Source organism: Micromonospora sp. L31, assembly GCF_052068075.1.
GTDB lineage: Bacteria > Actinomycetota > Actinomycetes > Mycobacteriales > Micromonosporaceae > Micromonospora > Micromonospora purpureochromogenes.
This window is the reverse complement of sequence record NZ_JBQHDC010000003.1, coordinates 310670-325955: the sequence shown is the minus strand read 5'-3', so window position 1 is coordinate 325955 and position 15286 is coordinate 310670. Positions and strand designations below refer to the sequence as shown.

The window sequence follows — 15286 nt, the reverse complement described above, 5'->3', positions numbered from 1 at the left end:
GCACCGGGAGCGCGGCCGGCCGGTGGCGCGCGGGCGGGCCGGTTGACCGGCTCCGGACGTGACGCGGCACGCCCGGAGCCCGGCCAGTGCCCGGGCCGGGGGTGACTGTCGGTAGGCTTTCTGCACATGAGCACGCCTCGCCCCGTCCTGGTGGTGGACTTCGGAGCCCAGTACGCCCAGCTCATCGCGCGCCGGGTGCGCGAGGCCAAGGTCTACTCGGAGATCGTCCCGCATTCGATGCCGGTCGCCGAGATGCTGGCGAAGGACCCGGCCGCGATCATCCTGTCCGGCGGCCCGTCCAGCGTCTACGCGCCCGACGCCCCGCAGATCGACGCGGGGATGTTCGACTCCGGCGTGCCGGTCTTCGGCATCTGCTACGGCTTCCAGGCGATGGCCCAGGCGCTCGGCGGCACGGTCGCGAAGACCGGCAACCGCGAGTACGGCGGCACCCCGCTGCGCCCCCGCCTCCTCGATCCCGGTGTGCTGCTCCGCGATCTGCCGGCCGACCTGCCGGTCTGGATGAGCCACGGCGACTGCGTGACCGAGGCCCCGGCGGGCTTCACGGTGACCGCCGAGTCGGCCGGCGCCCCGGTCGCCGCCTTCGAGGACCTGGCCGGCCGCCGGGCCGGCGTGCAGTTCCACCCGGAGGTCGGGCACACCGCGCACGGCCAGGAGATGCTGACCCGCTTCCTGTATGACATCGCCGGCATCGAGCCGACCTGGACGCCCGAGAACATCATCGACGAGCAGGTCGCCCGGATCCGCGAGCAGGTCGGCGACAAGGAGGTCATCTGCGGCCTGAGCGGCGGCGTGGACTCCGCGGTCGCTGCGGCGCTGGTGCACAAGGCGGTCGGTGACCAGCTCACCTGCGTCTTCGTCGACCACGGCCTGCTGCGGGCCGGCGAGGCCGAGCAGGTGGAGAAGGACTACGTCGCGGCGACCGGCATCAAGCTGAAGGTGGTCGACGCGCAGGAGCGGTTCCTCGGCGCGCTGGCCGGGGTCACCGACCCGGAGCAGAAGCGCAAGATCATCGGCCGGGAGTTCATCCGGGTCTTCGAGGCCGCCGCCCGCGAGATCGCCTCGCACGGCGACGTCGAGTTCCTGGTGCAGGGCACCCTCTACCCGGACGTGGTGGAGTCCGGCGGCGGCACCGGCACCGCCAACATCAAGAGCCACCACAACGTCGGCGGCCTGCCGGAGGACCTGAAGTTCGCTTTGGTCGAGCCGCTGCGCACGCTGTTCAAGGACGAGGTCCGGACGCTCGGCCTCCAGCTCGGCCTGCCCGAGGCGATGGTCTGGCGGCACCCGTTCCCGGGCCCGGGTCTGGCCATCCGGATCATCGGCGCGGTCGACCAGGAGCGGCTGGACCTGCTCCGGCAGGCGGACCTGATCGCCCGCGAGGAGCTCTCCGCCGCCGGCCTGGACCGGGGCGTCTGGCAGTTCCCGGTGGTCCTCCTGGCCGACGTGCGCAGCGTCGGCGTGCAGGGTGACGGGCGCAGCTACGGGCATCCCGTGGTGCTGCGCCCGGTCTCCAGCGAGGACGCGATGACTGCCGACTGGTCCCGGCTGCCCTACGAGGTGGTCGCCCGGATCTCCACCCGGATCACCAACGAGGTCGCCGAGGTCAACCGGGTGGTCCTGGACGTGACCAGCAAGCCGCCGGGCACCATCGAGTGGGAGTGAGCCGGTCGGCTCACGCCGTCGGCGGCTGCTGCTGCGGGTAGGTCGGCTGCGCGACCGTCGGCGGCTCGGGCCGCGTGGTCGGGGCCGGCGGCGGGACGTACCCCGGGGTGGGCGGCGTGCCGTGCGGCGCGGCACCCGTCGGGTGCGGCCAGGCGGGCGCGCCCGCCGGCTCCTCCGGCATCAGGAACCACATGATCGGGTACGCCAGCGCGGCGAAGCCGCCGGTGAGCAGGGTCGCCACGGCGAAGACCACCCGGACCAGGGTGGGATCGACGGCGAAGTAGCGGCCGAGGCCGCTGGCGACGCCGGCCACCATCCGGTCGGTGGTGGGTCGGCGGAGCTGCTTGTACGGGGCCTGGGGGGTGCTCGTCGAGGTCATGTCTCCACGTTCCGCGCGGGGCGGCCGGGCGACCTCGGTGACCGCCCGGATCCCTACCCTGACCGATCCCTGACCTGCCAGTCATGAGTCAGGAATCTGACTCTTTTCGATCCAGGTAACCCTGGGCGGGGAGAATTTGGCTCCGTGACCACCTTGCTGGAGCCGCTCCGCAGGATCGCGGCATACGCAGTCTGTGCTGATTCAGTCGGCCGAGTGTTGCTGGTCCGCGCATCGGAGCGCTCCGGCACCCCCGGCGTGTGGTCCCTGCCCGGTGGGGCGGTCGACCACGGTGAGGACCCGAAGCACACCGTCGTCCGGGAGACCGCCGCCGAGACCGGGCTCTCGGTCGCCGTCTCCGGGCTGGAGGACGTCCTCGCCGACATGCGGGCCCTGCCGGAGCGGGGCATCACCATCCACACCGACCGCCTGCTCTACCGGGTCTCGGTGCGCGGTGGCACCCTCACCGACCGGGTGGAGCGCCCCACCGACCTGGCCCGCTGGTACACCCTCGACGAGGCCCGCGCGCTGCCGCTGCGCTCGTTCACCGCGCGTGCCCTGGGCCTGCCCGCCTCCTCCGCCGACGTCGTCCCGGACGAGCCGCCGGAGTTCCCCTCCTTCTACGCCGTCCCCGGCCCGGACGGCCTGCACCGGGCGCAGCGCTTCGCGGCGTACGCGGTGGTGACCGACCCCGATGACCGGGTGCTGCTGACCCGGGTCTCCGACGGGTACCCGGGGGCCGGCTGCTGGCACCTGCCCGGCGGCGGCACCGACTACGGCGAGCAGCCCGGCGCGGCGCTGATCCGGGAGCTGGTGGAGGAGACCGGCCAGACCGGCCGCCTGGTCGAGCTGCTCGGCGTGGCCAGCCACCGGGACGCCGCCTCGCTCGGCCCCGAGGGCTACCCGATCGACTGGCACGGGGTGCGCGCCTTCTACCGGGTGGTGGTCGACCAGCCCGCCCCGCCCACCGTCGCCGACGTCGGCGGCTCCACCTGCGAGGCCCGCTGGTTCGCCCGCGAGGAGCTGGGCGCCCTCCCCACCGACCGGCTCACCGAGGTCACCGCCGAAGCCGTCCAGGCCGCCCGCCTCACCTGACGCTCGGTCCGCCGTCGATCCTGGGCGTCGACCGCCTGATACCGCTCCCGCCTGCCGTTAACCTCATGATCGACGGCCGGTTGGCCGGACGGCGGGGGAGCGTGGTGGGCGTGGAACAGCGGCGCAGGGTCGGGGCGTACGGGGTGCTGCGGGACGCCTCGGGGCGGGTGCTGCTGGCCCGGGGATCCGCCCGCTGTCCGTTTCCGGGCGTGTGGCAGCTGCCGGGGGGCGGTGTCGAGCATGCGGAGCACCCGGCGCGGGCGGTGGTCCGCGAGTTCGCCGAGGAGACCGGGCTGGCCGTCGAGGTGACCAAGGTGCGGGCCGCCCTGGCCGACGTCACCACGTTCCGCGCCGAGGGCGTCGCCGTGCACACCGACCGGCTGGTCTTCGACGTCGAGCAGCACGGCGGCGAGCTGCGCCCGGAGCCGGCCGGCGGCAGCGATGAGCTGGCCTGGTGCACGCCGGACGAGGCCGCCGCGCTGCCGCTGATGCCGTTCACCGCCGAGCTGCTCGGCCTGCCCGTCACGCCCCTGCCGGCCGGCCTGCCCGGCGCGCTGCCGGCCGGGCAGGCCGCCCCGCCCGCCGACCGGCGCCAGCGGTTCGCCGCGTACGGGCTGGTCACCGACCCCGCTGACCGGATCCTGCTGACCCGGATCGCACCGGGCTACCCGGGCGCGGGCCGGTGGCACCTGCCCGGCGGTGGCACGGATCACGGCGAGCAGCCGGCCGCCGGGCTGCTGCGCGAGCTGGTGGAGGAGTCCGGGCAGCTCGGGACCGTTGTCGACCTGTTGACGGTCGACAATCTGCACAACCCCGCGGCGCTCGGGCCGGAGGGGCGCCCGTTGGACTGGCATGCCGTCCGGGTGGTCTACCGGGTGCTGGTCTCGGCGCCCACCGAGCCGGAGGTGACCGAGCTGGCCGGCGGGTCGACCGCGGCGGCGGGCTGGTTCACGTCCGCGCAGCTGGCGACGCTGTCGCTGACCGAGGTCGCCGCCCTGGCAACCGGACGTCGGGGGCGATAGCCCTCGCTCGCCGGGCCGTCGTGAGGGTGCTCCGGTACAGTCGTAAGTGAGGTTGGCGGAGAAAACGGGCGATGACGCCCGAGATGGGAATAAGACAGCGGTTCGCGCGGTTTAACGGAGATATAAGTACCGCCGGCAGCTATCGCCAACCGCCACTTCCCTGTGCAATGGTGTACACCGTTTGAACGGGCTGCCGGGCCAAGAGCGGTCCGGCACGAGACAGCCGGACACCCGCCCCCCGTGGGCGGCCAGTCGATCCGGTGATGGAGGAAACGTGCCGAGAGCCCTATGGCGCCGGCGTCGTACGACTGACAGTCCGCGCCCCGCCGGGCGTCGCTGGGCGGGCCGGTTGCGCCGCAGCAGCACGTTCGCCCGGCAGGTGCTGCTGGTCCGGGTGGGCCGCCGTGACGGCGACCCGCGTATCGGCGCCGAGCTGGTGGTCCCCGAGCACCTCGTCGACCGGCCCCGCCGGTACGGCTTCGACCGCGCCCGCCGCGCGGAGATCGAGGCGGTCATGCCGGTCAGCCCGGCCCTCGCCCCCGCTCCGTCGGTGGACGACGATGCGTCGGCGATGTCGATCCCGCTGCTCCCCGGCGAGCGCACCGCGTCGCGCCGGATGAAGTTCGCGCTGGTCAACGCCTGCACGCTGGCCAGCCTGATGCTCGGCATCAACGCCATCTTCGTGGCCATGGCCGGCGAGGCCCGGGTCGCGGCGCTCCTGCTCATCGCCTGCGTCGTCTTCGACGGCCTCGACGGCGCGCTCGCCCGCAAGCTCGGCGTGGCCAGCCCGTTCGGTGCCCAGATGGACTCGCTGGCCGACATGTGCTCGTTCGGCCTGGCCGCCCCCGTGGTGGTCTACGCCTCGCTGGCCGGGTCGGCCCCCACGGCGGCCGCCGCGGTGGCCGCGGCCCTCGTCGCGGCCTGCGCCGCGATCCGGCTGGCCCGGTTCAACGTCTCGCCGAAGGACGGCCGGTTCTTCTGCGGGGTGCCGACGACCATGGCGGCGGCGGTGCTCGCCCTCACGGTCGCGATCGGCCTGCCGCTGCCCGCCGTGGTGCAGATCGCCGGGGTGGCGCTGCTGGCCTTCGCGATGGTCTCCAGCTTCCCGTACGCGAAGCTCGCCCGGCTGCTCAAGCTGCCGCCGTGGCTGTGGCTGGCCCCGGTGATCGGCGCGCTGGTCGACATCCGGCTCACCTTCGCCCTGGTGGTGGTGGGCTACCTGGTCAGCGGCCCGCTGCTCTGGCTGCACCAGCGCCGCACCGCCTGATCCACCCGCACGTACGCAGAAGGGGCGCCGCGACCGCGGCGCCCCTTCTCGCGTTCCGTCAGCGCCAGCGGGCGATGACCGTGGACCCGCCGACCACCTTGTCGCCCGGCCCGACCAGCGGCTCCGCCGCGTCGGCCGGCAGGTAGACGTCGGTGCGCGAGCCGAACCGGATCAGGCCGAAGCGCTCGCCCCGGGCCAGCAGCGCGCCGATCGGCGCCCGCTGCACGATCCGCCGGGCGATCAGCCCGGTGCGCTGCGCCACCACCACCGTGCCGTGGTCGGTGTCCAGCACCGTGTACGCGGCCACGTTGTGCTCGGCGTCCGGCTTCATCGCGTTGACGAAGCCGCCGTCGGCGACGAAGTAGTCCACCACCTTGCCGGGCACCGGCGCGCGGTTGACGTGGACGTCCAGCACCGACAGGAAGACCGCGATCCGCAGCCACTCGCCGTCGCCGAACCGCTCGTCGTGCAGCCGCTGCACGGAGAGGACCTGACCGTCGGCGGCCGCGACCACGGCCGACGGGTCCTCCGGGACGTCCCGCTCCGGGTCCCGGAAGAAGGCGGCCACCGGGCCGGCGGCCAGCGCCGGCAGCAGCCAGAGCTTGGACTTCGGGCGGACCACGCGGGCCACGGCGGCCAGCCCGAGGGCGATGCCGGCCGCGGCGACGCCGTTGGAGTCGATGTGCATGCCGCGGGTCAGCGGCACGCTGGAGGGCCGGTGGGCGGGGGCCAGCCGGGCGGCGAGCGCGGGGCTGGCCGGGGTGAAGCGCAGATGGTGCACGCGTACCGGCGGGGAGTTGCGCAGCACCAGGTCGGTGCCGACCCCGTGCAGCACGCCCTGGCGGTCCAGCTCGGCGGCGGCGCCCTCGGTACGGAAGACCGGCGCGGCCACGCTCAGCACCGAGCCCTCGCTGAGGTACTTGACCAGGCCGTCGACGGTCGTCCGGGCCTGCTCCGCGGTGCCGGTCAGCGGCTCGGCGGCGATGACCACCTCGGCGGCGTCCGCCTCGGCGAGGGAGTCGACGACGCGTACCCGGTCGGCGACCCAGCGACCCTGGGCCGCCACGTGCTGGCGCAGCGCGCCGGCGCCGGCCGGCTCGGCCGGCACGACGGTGAGCGTGTCGCCGGGCAGCAGCGCGTCGATCGCCGCGGCGAGCACCGCGGACTCCGGGGACGCGTCGACCAGGAGGGCGGCCTTCGGGTCGTTACGCCGGGCCAGCTCGGTGACGAGGGTACGGGCGGCGCGCTCGCCGATGCGGACCGGACCGGACCGGCCGGGGGTGCGCTCGGCGGGGGACTGGGTCATGTCGGACGGGCTCCTGACGAGGTAGAGACGGGCTGTCGCGGCGGGACCGCCACGGGCGACCTGGTCCGCTCGGCCCCGGACGGGACCGCTGACCGGACCGCTCGGCCGCGGACGAGGCCCGCCGGCGCGGCCGGCCGGCGGAGGCGGGATCTCCACCGGCCAGCATACGAGTCCGTCGGCTGCGACCGCACCGCCGCGGTCAGTCCGGCGCGCGGCGTTCCCCGGCCGGCGGGCCGCTGACCGGCTCGGCGGGCGACCAGCGGGGCCGGTCGTCCGGCGCGTCGGCCGCCCGGTCCTCGACCGCCTCGGCGGGCCGGTCGCTGATCGCCGCCGTGGGCCACTCGTCCGCCTCGCCGGCCGACCCGATCGCCCGGGTCTGCGGCTCGGTGAAGCGGTCACCGGTCCCGTCCGGTCCCCACACCGGGGCGGTGGCGTCGTCCGGACCGGCGAACAGGACCTCGGCGGTCTGCTCTCCGGCCGTTCCGAGCGCCGCCGTCTCCTGCCCTGTCACCTGTGGGCGGGTGGGCACGTCCTCGTCCGTTCCCGGGTCGGCGTAGTGGATCTCGGCCGTCTCCCGCTCGGCGCCCGGGGTCTCGGTGGTCTCCCAGCGGGTGGGGACGGCCTCGTCGTCCCGCGGGTACCGGAGGTCGGCCGGCTCGAAGGGGACCGGCGCCGGCTCCCGGTCCGCGATCGCGGTGTCGGCCGGCCCGGGGAACCCGTCGGCGGCGTCCCGCGGCCCGGCGGGCGGCGCCGACCAGCCGGCGGCGGACGGGTCGGGCTCGGTCGGCTCCGGCCCGGCGGCCGGCGGGGCCTCCCGGTCGTGCCGGCCCGACCGCAGCGCGCCGACCAGGCCGAGCAGCCCGATCACCACCAGCGCGCCGGCCAGGAACCAACCCACCGGGGGCAGGGCGAGGCCGAGGATCTGGGCGAGCAGCCACCAGACGGAGAGCCCGAGGAAGAGCAGCCCGAAGGCGAGCGAGACGAGGTCCGTGCGGTGCACCCTCACCGGGTCACCTCCAGGTTGCCGGCGTTGACGTGGACGTTGAGGCGCAGCGTGCCGCCACCGGCCCCGTCCGGGCCGAGGTCGGTGCTCTCCCGGGAACGGCCGTCCAGCCCGCCCGTGCGCCGGCCGAAGACCGTGGCGTCCCCGGCGTTGACGTCGGTCACGGTGGTGACGTCGACGTTCGGCGGCACCACGATCGTCGCCTCACCGAAGTTGACCACAACGGTGATCTCGGTGGTCCGCTTGTCGAAGTTGATCCCCCGCAGGTCCAGCGTGGTGTCGCCGAAGCTGTTCTCGTAGCGGGTGGCCAGGTCGCGGACGTCCGTGGGGGCCCAGGTGACGTTGCCGTCCACGCCGCGGATCCGGTCGTAGGACTCGGCCACCGTGGCCACCCCCAGCGCCGCCGCGGTCACCAGCCCCAGCGCGATCAGCCAGCGGGCCCGGCCGAACCAGGTGCCCACCAGCAGCCCGAGGCCGATGGTGGCCAGCGCCGCCGCGAAGTAGGCCGCGGCGCCGACCGGGAAGACGCCCAGCAGGTCCAGGATGGCCACCACGCCCAGGGCGAGGAAGATCAGCGAGAAGGTCACCGCGCCGAGCGCCGACCGCTCGCGCGGCCGCTTCGGCGGCTTCACCCGGGGCGGCGGGGGCGGGGGCGGCGAAGGCGGCCCGGCGTACGGCCCGCGCGGCGCGAACGGCGGGCGGTAGCCACCGGCGGGCACCGCCGCGCCCACCGGTGGCGCCGGGACGGTCGGCTCGGCGACCGGCGGCCAGGTGGCCGGCGCGGGCTCGGCCGTTCCCGGTGCGGCCGGCCAGGCGGCGGTCCGGGCGTCCGGCCGGGCGCCGGGCGGTGCGGCCGGCGGCGCGGGTGACCAGGCGGCCTGCTCGGCGGTGCGCTCCGCCGGCACGGTGACCGGCAGCGGTGCGGTCGGGGCGAGCGGACCGGTCGGGGCCGGGGTGAAGAGGCCGGGCGCGGGGTAGCTGACCGGTGGCACCGGGCCGGGTGGGGCGCTGGCCGGGGCCGGTGGTTCGGTGGGGACGGCGGCGGGCGGGGTGCGGCCGTCCCGGTTGAGCAGCAGCGCGCCGCCGATGAGGATCGCCGCGCCGAGCAGGACGGCCCGGAACGCGTCCGTGACGATGAAGCCGAAGCTCACCGCGACCAGGATGCTCAGCACGATGACCGTGACCGGCGACATGCTGGACCGGCCCCGGCCGAGCATCGACTCCACCGGGGAGCCGCTGTCGCCCTCGCCGGGGATGACCAGCAGGGCCGCGACGTAGAGCAGGATGCCGACGCCGCCGAAGAAGCCGAGCACGGCGAGGATCACCCGCCAGAGCACCGGGTCGGTGTTGGTGGCCCGGCCGATCGCCGCGCAGACCCCGGCCAGGTAGCGGCCCTCCCGCGGCCGGACCAGCCCGTACCGTGAGGTGAAGCCGGCGCCGCCGAACGGCGGCGGAGCGTACCCCCCGGGGGGTGGCGTCTGGCCGCCGTGGGCGGACGCCCACGGGCCCGGCGCGCCGGTGGTGGTGGGCGGCGGACTCTCCGGCTCGGTCGCCCACGGGCGGGGCGGCGGGGCAGCTTCCTCGGTCATGCTCCGATCCTGCTGCGCCGGACGCCCGAGCGTCCTCCGGACCCGACCCTGACCCCACCCTGAGATCGTGGGGGCGGGAATGTCCGGGGCGTCCCCGTGGTCGCCGGGCGTCGCCCCGTGTGACGATCGGACCGGAGCCGGACGACCCCGGCACCTGCGCCGCACCGGGCCTGAACAGGGGAGCCTCCGATCAGCACCGTGACGACCCCACCGCCCCGCCTCTACCGGGCACCCGAGCACCGGATGGCCGCCGGCGTGGCCGCCGGCATCGCCGACCACCTCGGCATCCCGGTGCTGCGGGTACGGGTCGCCTTCATGGTCCTGCTCGGCCTCAGCGGCCTGGGGCTGCTGCTCTACGCCGCCTTCTGGGCGGTGGTCCCGCTGCGTCCCGGCGACACCGCGGCGCCGCCCCGCCGGGACCTGTCGCAGCTGCTGCCGTTCGTGCTGATCGGGCTGGGCGTGCTGCTGATGCAGGTGCTGGTCTTCGACTCGGTGGGCGCGACCGGCACCGCCGGTTGGCTGGTTGCGATCATCGCGGTGGGCGCCGGCGTGATCTGGCACCAGTCCGCGCCGGAGCGCCGCCGGCAGTGGGGCGATTCCCCGGTGCCCTGGCTCGGCGCGGTGGTCGAGGAGAGCGACCGGCGGGCGTTCGTGCTCCGCTTCGTCGGCGGCGGGGTGCTGGTCGCGGTCGGCATCATCGGCGTGGCGGCGGTCTACTCCCCGGTGCAGAACTTCGACGCGGTGGTCAACGGCGTGATCTTCGCGCTGGTCGGGCTGGCCGGCGTCGGTGTGGTCGCGGCGCCGGTGCTGTGGCGGACGTACAACCAGCTCCGCTCGGAGCGGGAGGGGCGCATCCGCGAGCAGGAACGCGCCGAGCTGGCCGCCATGGTCCACGACCAGGTGCTGCACACCCTGGCCCTGATCCAGCGCAACGCCACCGACGTCAAGACGGTGCAGCGGCTGGCCCGGGGCCAGGAGCGCTCGCTGCGCAACTGGCTCTACAAGCCCACCGGCTCGCCCACCGAACGCTTCGCCGCCGCGCTGGAGCAGGCCGCCGCCGAGGTGGAGGACACCTTCGCGATCACCGTCGAGGCGGTGGTGGTGGGCGACCGGGAGACCGACGAGCGGGTCGGCGCGCTGGTGGCGGCGGCCAGGGAGGCGCTGGTCAACGCGGCCCGGCACGCCGGGGTGCAGACCGTGTCGCTCTACGCCGAGGTCGAGCCGGAGCAGGTGAGCGTCTTCGTGCGGGACCGGGGCAAGGGCTTCGACCCGGATACGGTGGAGGATCACCGGCACGGCGTACGAGGATCGATCGTCGGGCGGATGAAGCGGCACGGCGGCCGGGCGGAGATCCGGTCCGGGCCGGGAGAGGGAACCGAGGTCCGGTTGATCCTGCCGATCACCGGCAACGGCTCCACGGCGGAGAGGGACAAATGATCATGGCGGAGCAGTCGATGGAACCGGTCGAGGGCGCGGACGCCCGGGTGGAGCGGCTGCGGGTCTTCCTCGTCGACGACCACGCCATGTTCCGGGCGGGCGTACGGGCCGAGCTGGGCGCGCACGTCGAGGTGGTGGGAGAGGCGAGCACGGTGGCCGAGGCGCTCACCCGGATCGCCGCGACCCAGCCCGACGTGGTGCTGCTGGACGTGCACATGCCCGACGGCGGCGGCCGCGCGGTGCTGGACGCGATGCGGCGTACCCATCCGCAGGTCAAGTTCCTGGCGCTGAGCGTGTCCGACGCCGCCGAGGACGTGATCGGGTTGATCCGGGCGGGTGCCCGGGGCTACGTCACCAAGACCATCTCGCCGGACGAGCTGACCGCCGCGATCCGTCGGGTGGCCGACGGCGACGCCGTGTTCAGCCCCCGGCTGGCCGGGTTCGTGCTGGACGCCTTCGCGGCCCGGCCGGACGCGCCGGTCGCCGACCCGGAGCTGGACCAGCTCACCAACCGGGAGCGGGAGGTGCTGCGCCTGCTGGCCCGGGGGTACGCGTACAAGGAGATCGCCAAGGAGCTGTTCATCTCGATCAAGACGGTCGAGACGCACGTGTCCAATGTGCTGCGCAAGCTCCAGATGTCCAACCGGTACGAGCTGTCCCGCTGGGCGGCGGACCGCCGGCTGGTGTGACGGCAGGGGCAGATCCTCACAATCGGACCGAACGACCCCAGGGGCTGACAAGAGATCCACTCATGTCGCATAATGCCCCGTCGCGTTTTTCTCGCGTGCGGGTGGTGCGAAACCCCGCGAGAACGGCGACCTGTGCAGGCCCGCCGGATGCGGGCCCACCCCTGGGGAGAGGTGTACGACTTTGACGTTCAAACAACTGGGACGACGCTGGGCCGGAATCGCCACGGCGCTCGTCGCCGGCAGCGCGATGGTGCTCGGCTCGGCCGCTCCGGCCGCCGCCGAGGCGCCGGCGACCGGCGTGGCGCGCGCGGTGAAGGACACCGGCGTGGTGCTGAAGCTCGACAAGCGGAAGCTGTCGACGTCGGCGCTCGCGCTGGAGCTCAAGGACGGCACGGTGCCGGTCTTCTGCATCGACTTCCACACGCCGGTGGCCCGCGACGGTGAGTACACCGAGGGCACCTGGGGCCAGTCGGAGGTCGAGAACCTCGGCAAGGTGCAGTGGGTGCTCACCCACGGCTACCCGAACGCCGAGGTGCCGGCGCTGCTCAAGGCGGCGGGGACGGAGCTGCCGGCCGGGCTGGGCGACAAGCGGCGTGACACCCTGCTCTACTTCGGCACCCAGACCGCCGTCTGGCACTTCAGTGACGGCGTCAAGCTGGGCGACTGGGAGCAGGGCCTGACCGACGCCGCCGAGTACGGCGTGATCAAGAAGATCTACGACTACCTGGTGGCGAACGCGACCGACCAGCCGGAGCCGAAGGCCGAGCTGACCATCGACCCGGCGAAGGCCACCGCCACCGCCGGCGGCAAGGCCGGCCCGTTCACCGTCAAGGGCCCGGCCGGCGAGATCGCGCTGAAGGTCTCCGGCGGCACCGCCGTCGACGCCGAGGGCAAGCCGGTCACCACGACCACCAACGGCGGGGCCTTCTGGCTGACCGCGACCGATCCCGGTTCGGTCACCGTGACCGTTTCCGCCCAGGACTCGGTCTCCTTCGGCCGGGTCTTCCTCTTCTCCGGCGGCAAGGACGAGAAGCAGAAGCTGATCCTCGGCGGCAGCGCCGGCGCCACGGTCACCGCCGACGCCTCGGCGAGCTTCGCCGCCGCACCCGCCAGCCCGTCGGCGTCCCCGACCACCCCGTCGGCGTCGCCCTCGCCGTCGACCCCGGTCGAGTCGCCCTCGCCGTCGACCCCGGGGGAGAGCCCGGCGCCGTCCACCTCGCCGGCCGGCAACGGCGGCGACCTGCCGCTGACCGGTTCGCCGATCGCGGCCGCGACCGCCGCCGGCGTGCTGCTGCTGGCCGTGGGTGCGGTCGCCCTGCTGGTGGTCCGCCGCCGCAAGGTGCGCTTCACCGCCTGACGAACCACCCTCTCCGGCCCCGGCACCCTGTGGTGCCGGGGCCGGAGTCCGTTCCGGGTCGGCCGGAGGCTCGCGGGCGGTGGCGTCGAAGCCGCCGCCGTCGCAACGGGTGACGATCAGGTACGACCACCGCTACGCCGTCCTCCACCCAGCCTGCTATGGTGCCCGCACAGCCGAAGTCGACATCATCCGGATGGGCAAAAACGGCCAGCGCTCGGTGGACCTCGGAGAGCGCCGGAGCGCAGGCGGGGAAGCTCACAAGCCCCGAGCCCACGGGTGGTGCGGAGATGCGGTGCCTTGCTGTCTTACCTGCTCAGAGCGGTACGACCAGGGCACTTCATGATCTTTTCTCAAGTATCGGCAACGTGGCGGGCAACTAACGTCTTGATAACGGCACCTTCACGTAATGGGCCGGTGAGTGTCACAGTGGCAGCACCTCACCCCTGGTGTGAGGCACCCCGTACGTCCCGCCGACCACGGCACCGCCCACCAGTGCGGTTCGTGGCCGTCGAGCCTGCGCGGTGTCGAGCTCCAGTGGTGCGGTGGCCCGGCGGATCGGTCCCCCTGGGGTGTCCCGATTTCTCTGCGGTAGTACCGGTGACCTGCGACACGGGGTCACCGGCGGCGTCACCCCCCATGCGTGCGTGAAACCCACGACGGAACCAGGTTACGAAAGAGGAGGCCCCTCGGAATGAGAGTCTCGAAGCGGGCGAGCGGCGCCATCGCCGTGGGCGCGGCATTCGCGCTCATCGCGTCCGGCTGCTCCACCAACGACGACGGCGGCGACACCGCCGCCAAGAGTTCTGACGGCAGCATCGTCGTCGACGGTACGGAGCCGGAGAACCCCCTGGTTCCGTCCAACACCACCGAGACCGGTGGTGGCAAGATCATCGACTGGCTGTTCACCGGCCTGGTCGAGTACCCGAACAACGGTGGCGCGCCGCAGAACGCGCTGGCCGAGTCGATCGAGACGGCCGACTCCAAGGTCTACAAGATCAAGATCAAGCAGAACACGAAGTTCCACGACGGCACCGTCGTCAAGGCCAAGAACTTCGTGGACGCCTGGAACTGGGGCGCCTACTCGCCGAACGGCGCGCAGAACTCCAGCTTCTTCGCCGACATCGCGGGCTTCGCGGACGTCAACACCACCGACCCGGACGAGGACGGCCCGAAGAAGGCCCCCGAGCCCAAGTCGAAGACCATGTCCGGCCTGAAGGTCGTCGACGACTGGAACTTCGAGGTCACGCTGGCCGCGCCGACCGCCGTGTTCCCGACCAAGCTCGGCTACAGCACCTTCATGCCGCTGCCGGACGCCTTCTTCGCCGGCAAGGCGGAGGACTTCGGCAAGAAGCCGATCGGTAACGGCCCGGTCAAGTTCGTGTCCTGGGAGAACAACGTCGCGATCAAGCTGACGCGGTTCGACGAGTACTCCCTGCGCGACAAGATGAAGATCAAGGACGTCAACGTCAAGATCTACCAGGACGACACGGCCGCCTACAGCGACCTGGTCTCGAACAACCTGGACTTCATGCAGCAGGTTCCGGTCTCCTCGCTCGCGGGTGACAACTGGAAGAACGACCTGGGCGACCGGGCGATCTCCTCCACCACCCCGGTGACCGGCATCATCGCCTTCCCGATCTACGACGCCCGCTTCAAGAACGCGGACCTGCGTAAGGCGATCTCGCTGTCGATCAACCGCCAGGAGATCAGCGACAAGATCTTCTTCGGCAACCGCAAGCCGGCCGACAGCTGGGCCAACCCGCTGACCCCGGGCGCCAAGCCGGGCAACTGCACCGCTTGCAAGTACGACCCGGAGCAGGCCAAGCAGCTGCTGGCCAAGGCTGGCGGCTTCAAGGGCCAGCTGAAGCTCTACTACAACGCGGACGCCAGCCACAAGGAGTGGATGGAGGCCGTCGCGCAGCAGATCAAGACCACGCTGGGCATCGACGCCGTCGCCACCGGTGTGCCGACCTTCGCGGTGTTCCGCCAGAACATCAACGCCCACAAGATGGACGGCATGTACCGCGCCGGCTGGCAGCAGGACTACCCGGACGTCGAGAACTGGGTCAACCCGCTCTACGTGACCGGTGGTTCCTCGAACGACGGTCTGTACAGCAACCCCGAGGTCGACGCCCTGGCCAAGCAGGCCAGCGGTGCCCCGAGCCTCGAGGCCTCGCACGCGCTGTTCGAGCAGGCCGTGGCGAAGATCGACGCCGACGTGCCGACCGTCCCGGTCTACTTCGGTGGCCAGCAGTCCGGCCACTCGGAGAAGATCAAGAAGATGGAGCTGACCAACGTCGGCGAGCTCGACATCACCTCTGTCGAACTCTGATCCGAACGGTCTGACCCCGGGTCGGGCTCGCCAACCGGTGAGCCCGACCCGGGGCCGTTCCGCGAGGGGTGTTACAACATTCCCTCGCCACGTTGTCACCATCCGTGTCGGCCGTCCGACGCGCCCCCTG

At 73.3% G+C, this 15286-nt stretch carries 11 protein-coding genes and 1 pseudogene; 8 read left to right on the top strand and 4 right to left on the bottom strand.

The window, feature by feature from the left end:
- Positions 1–126 precede the first annotated feature (126 nt).
- Positions 127–1683, top strand: a complete 1557-nt coding sequence (gene guaA / locus ACTMS9_RS11110; protein WP_441142380.1) for a glutamine-hydrolyzing GMP synthase — start codon at positions 127–129, stop codon at positions 1681–1683.
- Between the two features lie 10 nt (positions 1684–1693).
- Here the strand turns inward: guaA and ACTMS9_RS11105 are convergent, their stop codons facing one another.
- Entirely contained in the window at positions 1694–2062 is a 369-nt protein-coding gene (locus tag ACTMS9_RS11105) for a PspC domain-containing protein (RefSeq protein ID WP_441164857.1), read from the bottom strand.
- Positions 2063–2206: 144 nt separating this feature from the next.
- Between ACTMS9_RS11105 and ACTMS9_RS11100 the strand changes: the two genes are divergently transcribed.
- The 3 genes from ACTMS9_RS11100 (at position 2207) to ACTMS9_RS11090 (ending at position 5443) form a co-directional block, all read left to right on the top strand.
- The gene (locus ACTMS9_RS11100) at positions 2207–3154 is read left to right on the top strand and encodes an NUDIX hydrolase (protein WP_154941892.1); all 948 of its coding nucleotides are present in this window, start codon (positions 2207–2209) and stop codon (positions 3152–3154) included.
- 110 nt (positions 3155–3264) lie between these two features.
- On the top strand, positions 3265–4176 hold the full coding sequence (locus ACTMS9_RS11095; RefSeq protein ID WP_441164856.1) for an NUDIX hydrolase: 912 nt from the start codon (positions 3265–3267) through the stop codon (positions 4174–4176).
- A gap of 436 nt (positions 4177–4612) precedes the next feature.
- Positions 4613–5443, top strand: a complete 831-nt coding sequence (locus ACTMS9_RS11090) for a CDP-alcohol phosphatidyltransferase family protein (protein WP_441142628.1) — start codon at positions 4613–4615, stop codon at positions 5441–5443.
- A 58-nt stretch (positions 5444–5501) separates the two neighbouring features.
- Here the strand turns inward: ACTMS9_RS11090 and ACTMS9_RS11085 are convergent, their stop codons facing one another.
- The 3 genes and pseudogenes from ACTMS9_RS11085 to ACTMS9_RS11075 form a co-directional block, all read right to left on the bottom strand.
- Positions 5502–6749: a phosphatidylserine decarboxylase gene (locus tag ACTMS9_RS11085; RefSeq protein ID WP_441142382.1), complete on the bottom strand. Its 1248-nt coding sequence runs from the start codon at positions 6747–6749 to the stop codon at positions 5502–5504.
- Positions 6750–7515: 766 nt separating this feature from the next.
- Positions 7516–7755 (bottom strand): annotated as a pseudogene (locus ACTMS9_RS11080) (hypothetical protein); the annotation flags it as partial.
- Entirely contained in the window at positions 7752–9341 is a 1590-nt protein-coding gene (locus tag ACTMS9_RS11075; protein WP_441142383.1) for a PspC domain-containing protein, read from the bottom strand. The gene ACTMS9_RS11075 and the pseudogene ACTMS9_RS11080, both read right to left, overlap by 4 nt.
- A gap of 243 nt (positions 9342–9584) precedes the next feature.
- On the opposite strand from ACTMS9_RS11075, the gene ACTMS9_RS11070 reads away from it, so the two are divergent.
- The 4 genes from ACTMS9_RS11070 (at position 9585) to ACTMS9_RS11055 (ending at position 15156) form a co-directional block, all read left to right on the top strand.
- Entirely contained in the window at positions 9585–10778 is a 1194-nt protein-coding gene (locus ACTMS9_RS11070) for a PspC domain-containing protein (RefSeq protein ID WP_435819927.1), read from the top strand.
- A 2-nt stretch (positions 10779–10780) separates the two neighbouring features.
- Complete coding sequence (locus ACTMS9_RS11065; RefSeq protein ID WP_210778416.1) at positions 10781–11467, top strand: response regulator; 687 nt, start codon at positions 10781–10783, stop codon at positions 11465–11467.
- A gap of 181 nt (positions 11468–11648) precedes the next feature.
- Complete coding sequence (locus tag ACTMS9_RS11060; protein WP_441164855.1) at positions 11649–12824, top strand: thioester domain-containing protein; 1176 nt, start codon at positions 11649–11651, stop codon at positions 12822–12824.
- A 691-nt stretch (positions 12825–13515) separates the two neighbouring features.
- A complete protein-coding gene (locus ACTMS9_RS11055; protein ID WP_441164854.1) occupies positions 13516–15156 on the top strand; it encodes a peptide ABC transporter substrate-binding protein in 1641 nt (546 codons plus the stop codon).
- The last annotated feature ends 130 nt before the right edge of the window (positions 15157–15286 follow it).

What these genes read in the sequence shown, in the direction of transcription:
- guaA (WP_441142380.1), top strand. Translation starts at nt 127, where the DNA reads ATGAGCACGCCTCGCCCCGTCCTGGTGGTGGACTTCGGAGCCCAGTAC.
- ACTMS9_RS11105 (WP_441164857.1), bottom strand. Translation starts at nt 2,062, where the DNA reads ATGACCTCGACGAGCACCCCCCAGGCCCCGTACAAGCAGCTCCGCCGA.
- ACTMS9_RS11085 (WP_441142382.1), bottom strand. Translation starts at nt 6,749, where the DNA reads ATGACCCAGTCCCCCGCCGAGCGCACCCCCGGCCGGTCCGGTCCGGTC.
- ACTMS9_RS11075 (WP_441142383.1), bottom strand. Translation starts at nt 9,341, where the DNA reads ATGACCGAGGAAGCTGCCCCGCCGCCCCGCCCGTGGGCGACCGAGCCG.
- ACTMS9_RS11070 (WP_435819927.1), top strand. Translation starts at nt 9,585, where the DNA reads ATGGCCGCCGGCGTGGCCGCCGGCATCGCCGACCACCTCGGCATCCCG.
- ACTMS9_RS11065 (WP_210778416.1), top strand. Translation starts at nt 10,781, where the DNA reads ATGGCGGAGCAGTCGATGGAACCGGTCGAGGGCGCGGACGCCCGGGTG.
- ACTMS9_RS11055 (WP_441164854.1), top strand. Translation starts at nt 13,516, where the DNA reads ATGAGAGTCTCGAAGCGGGCGAGCGGCGCCATCGCCGTGGGCGCGGCA.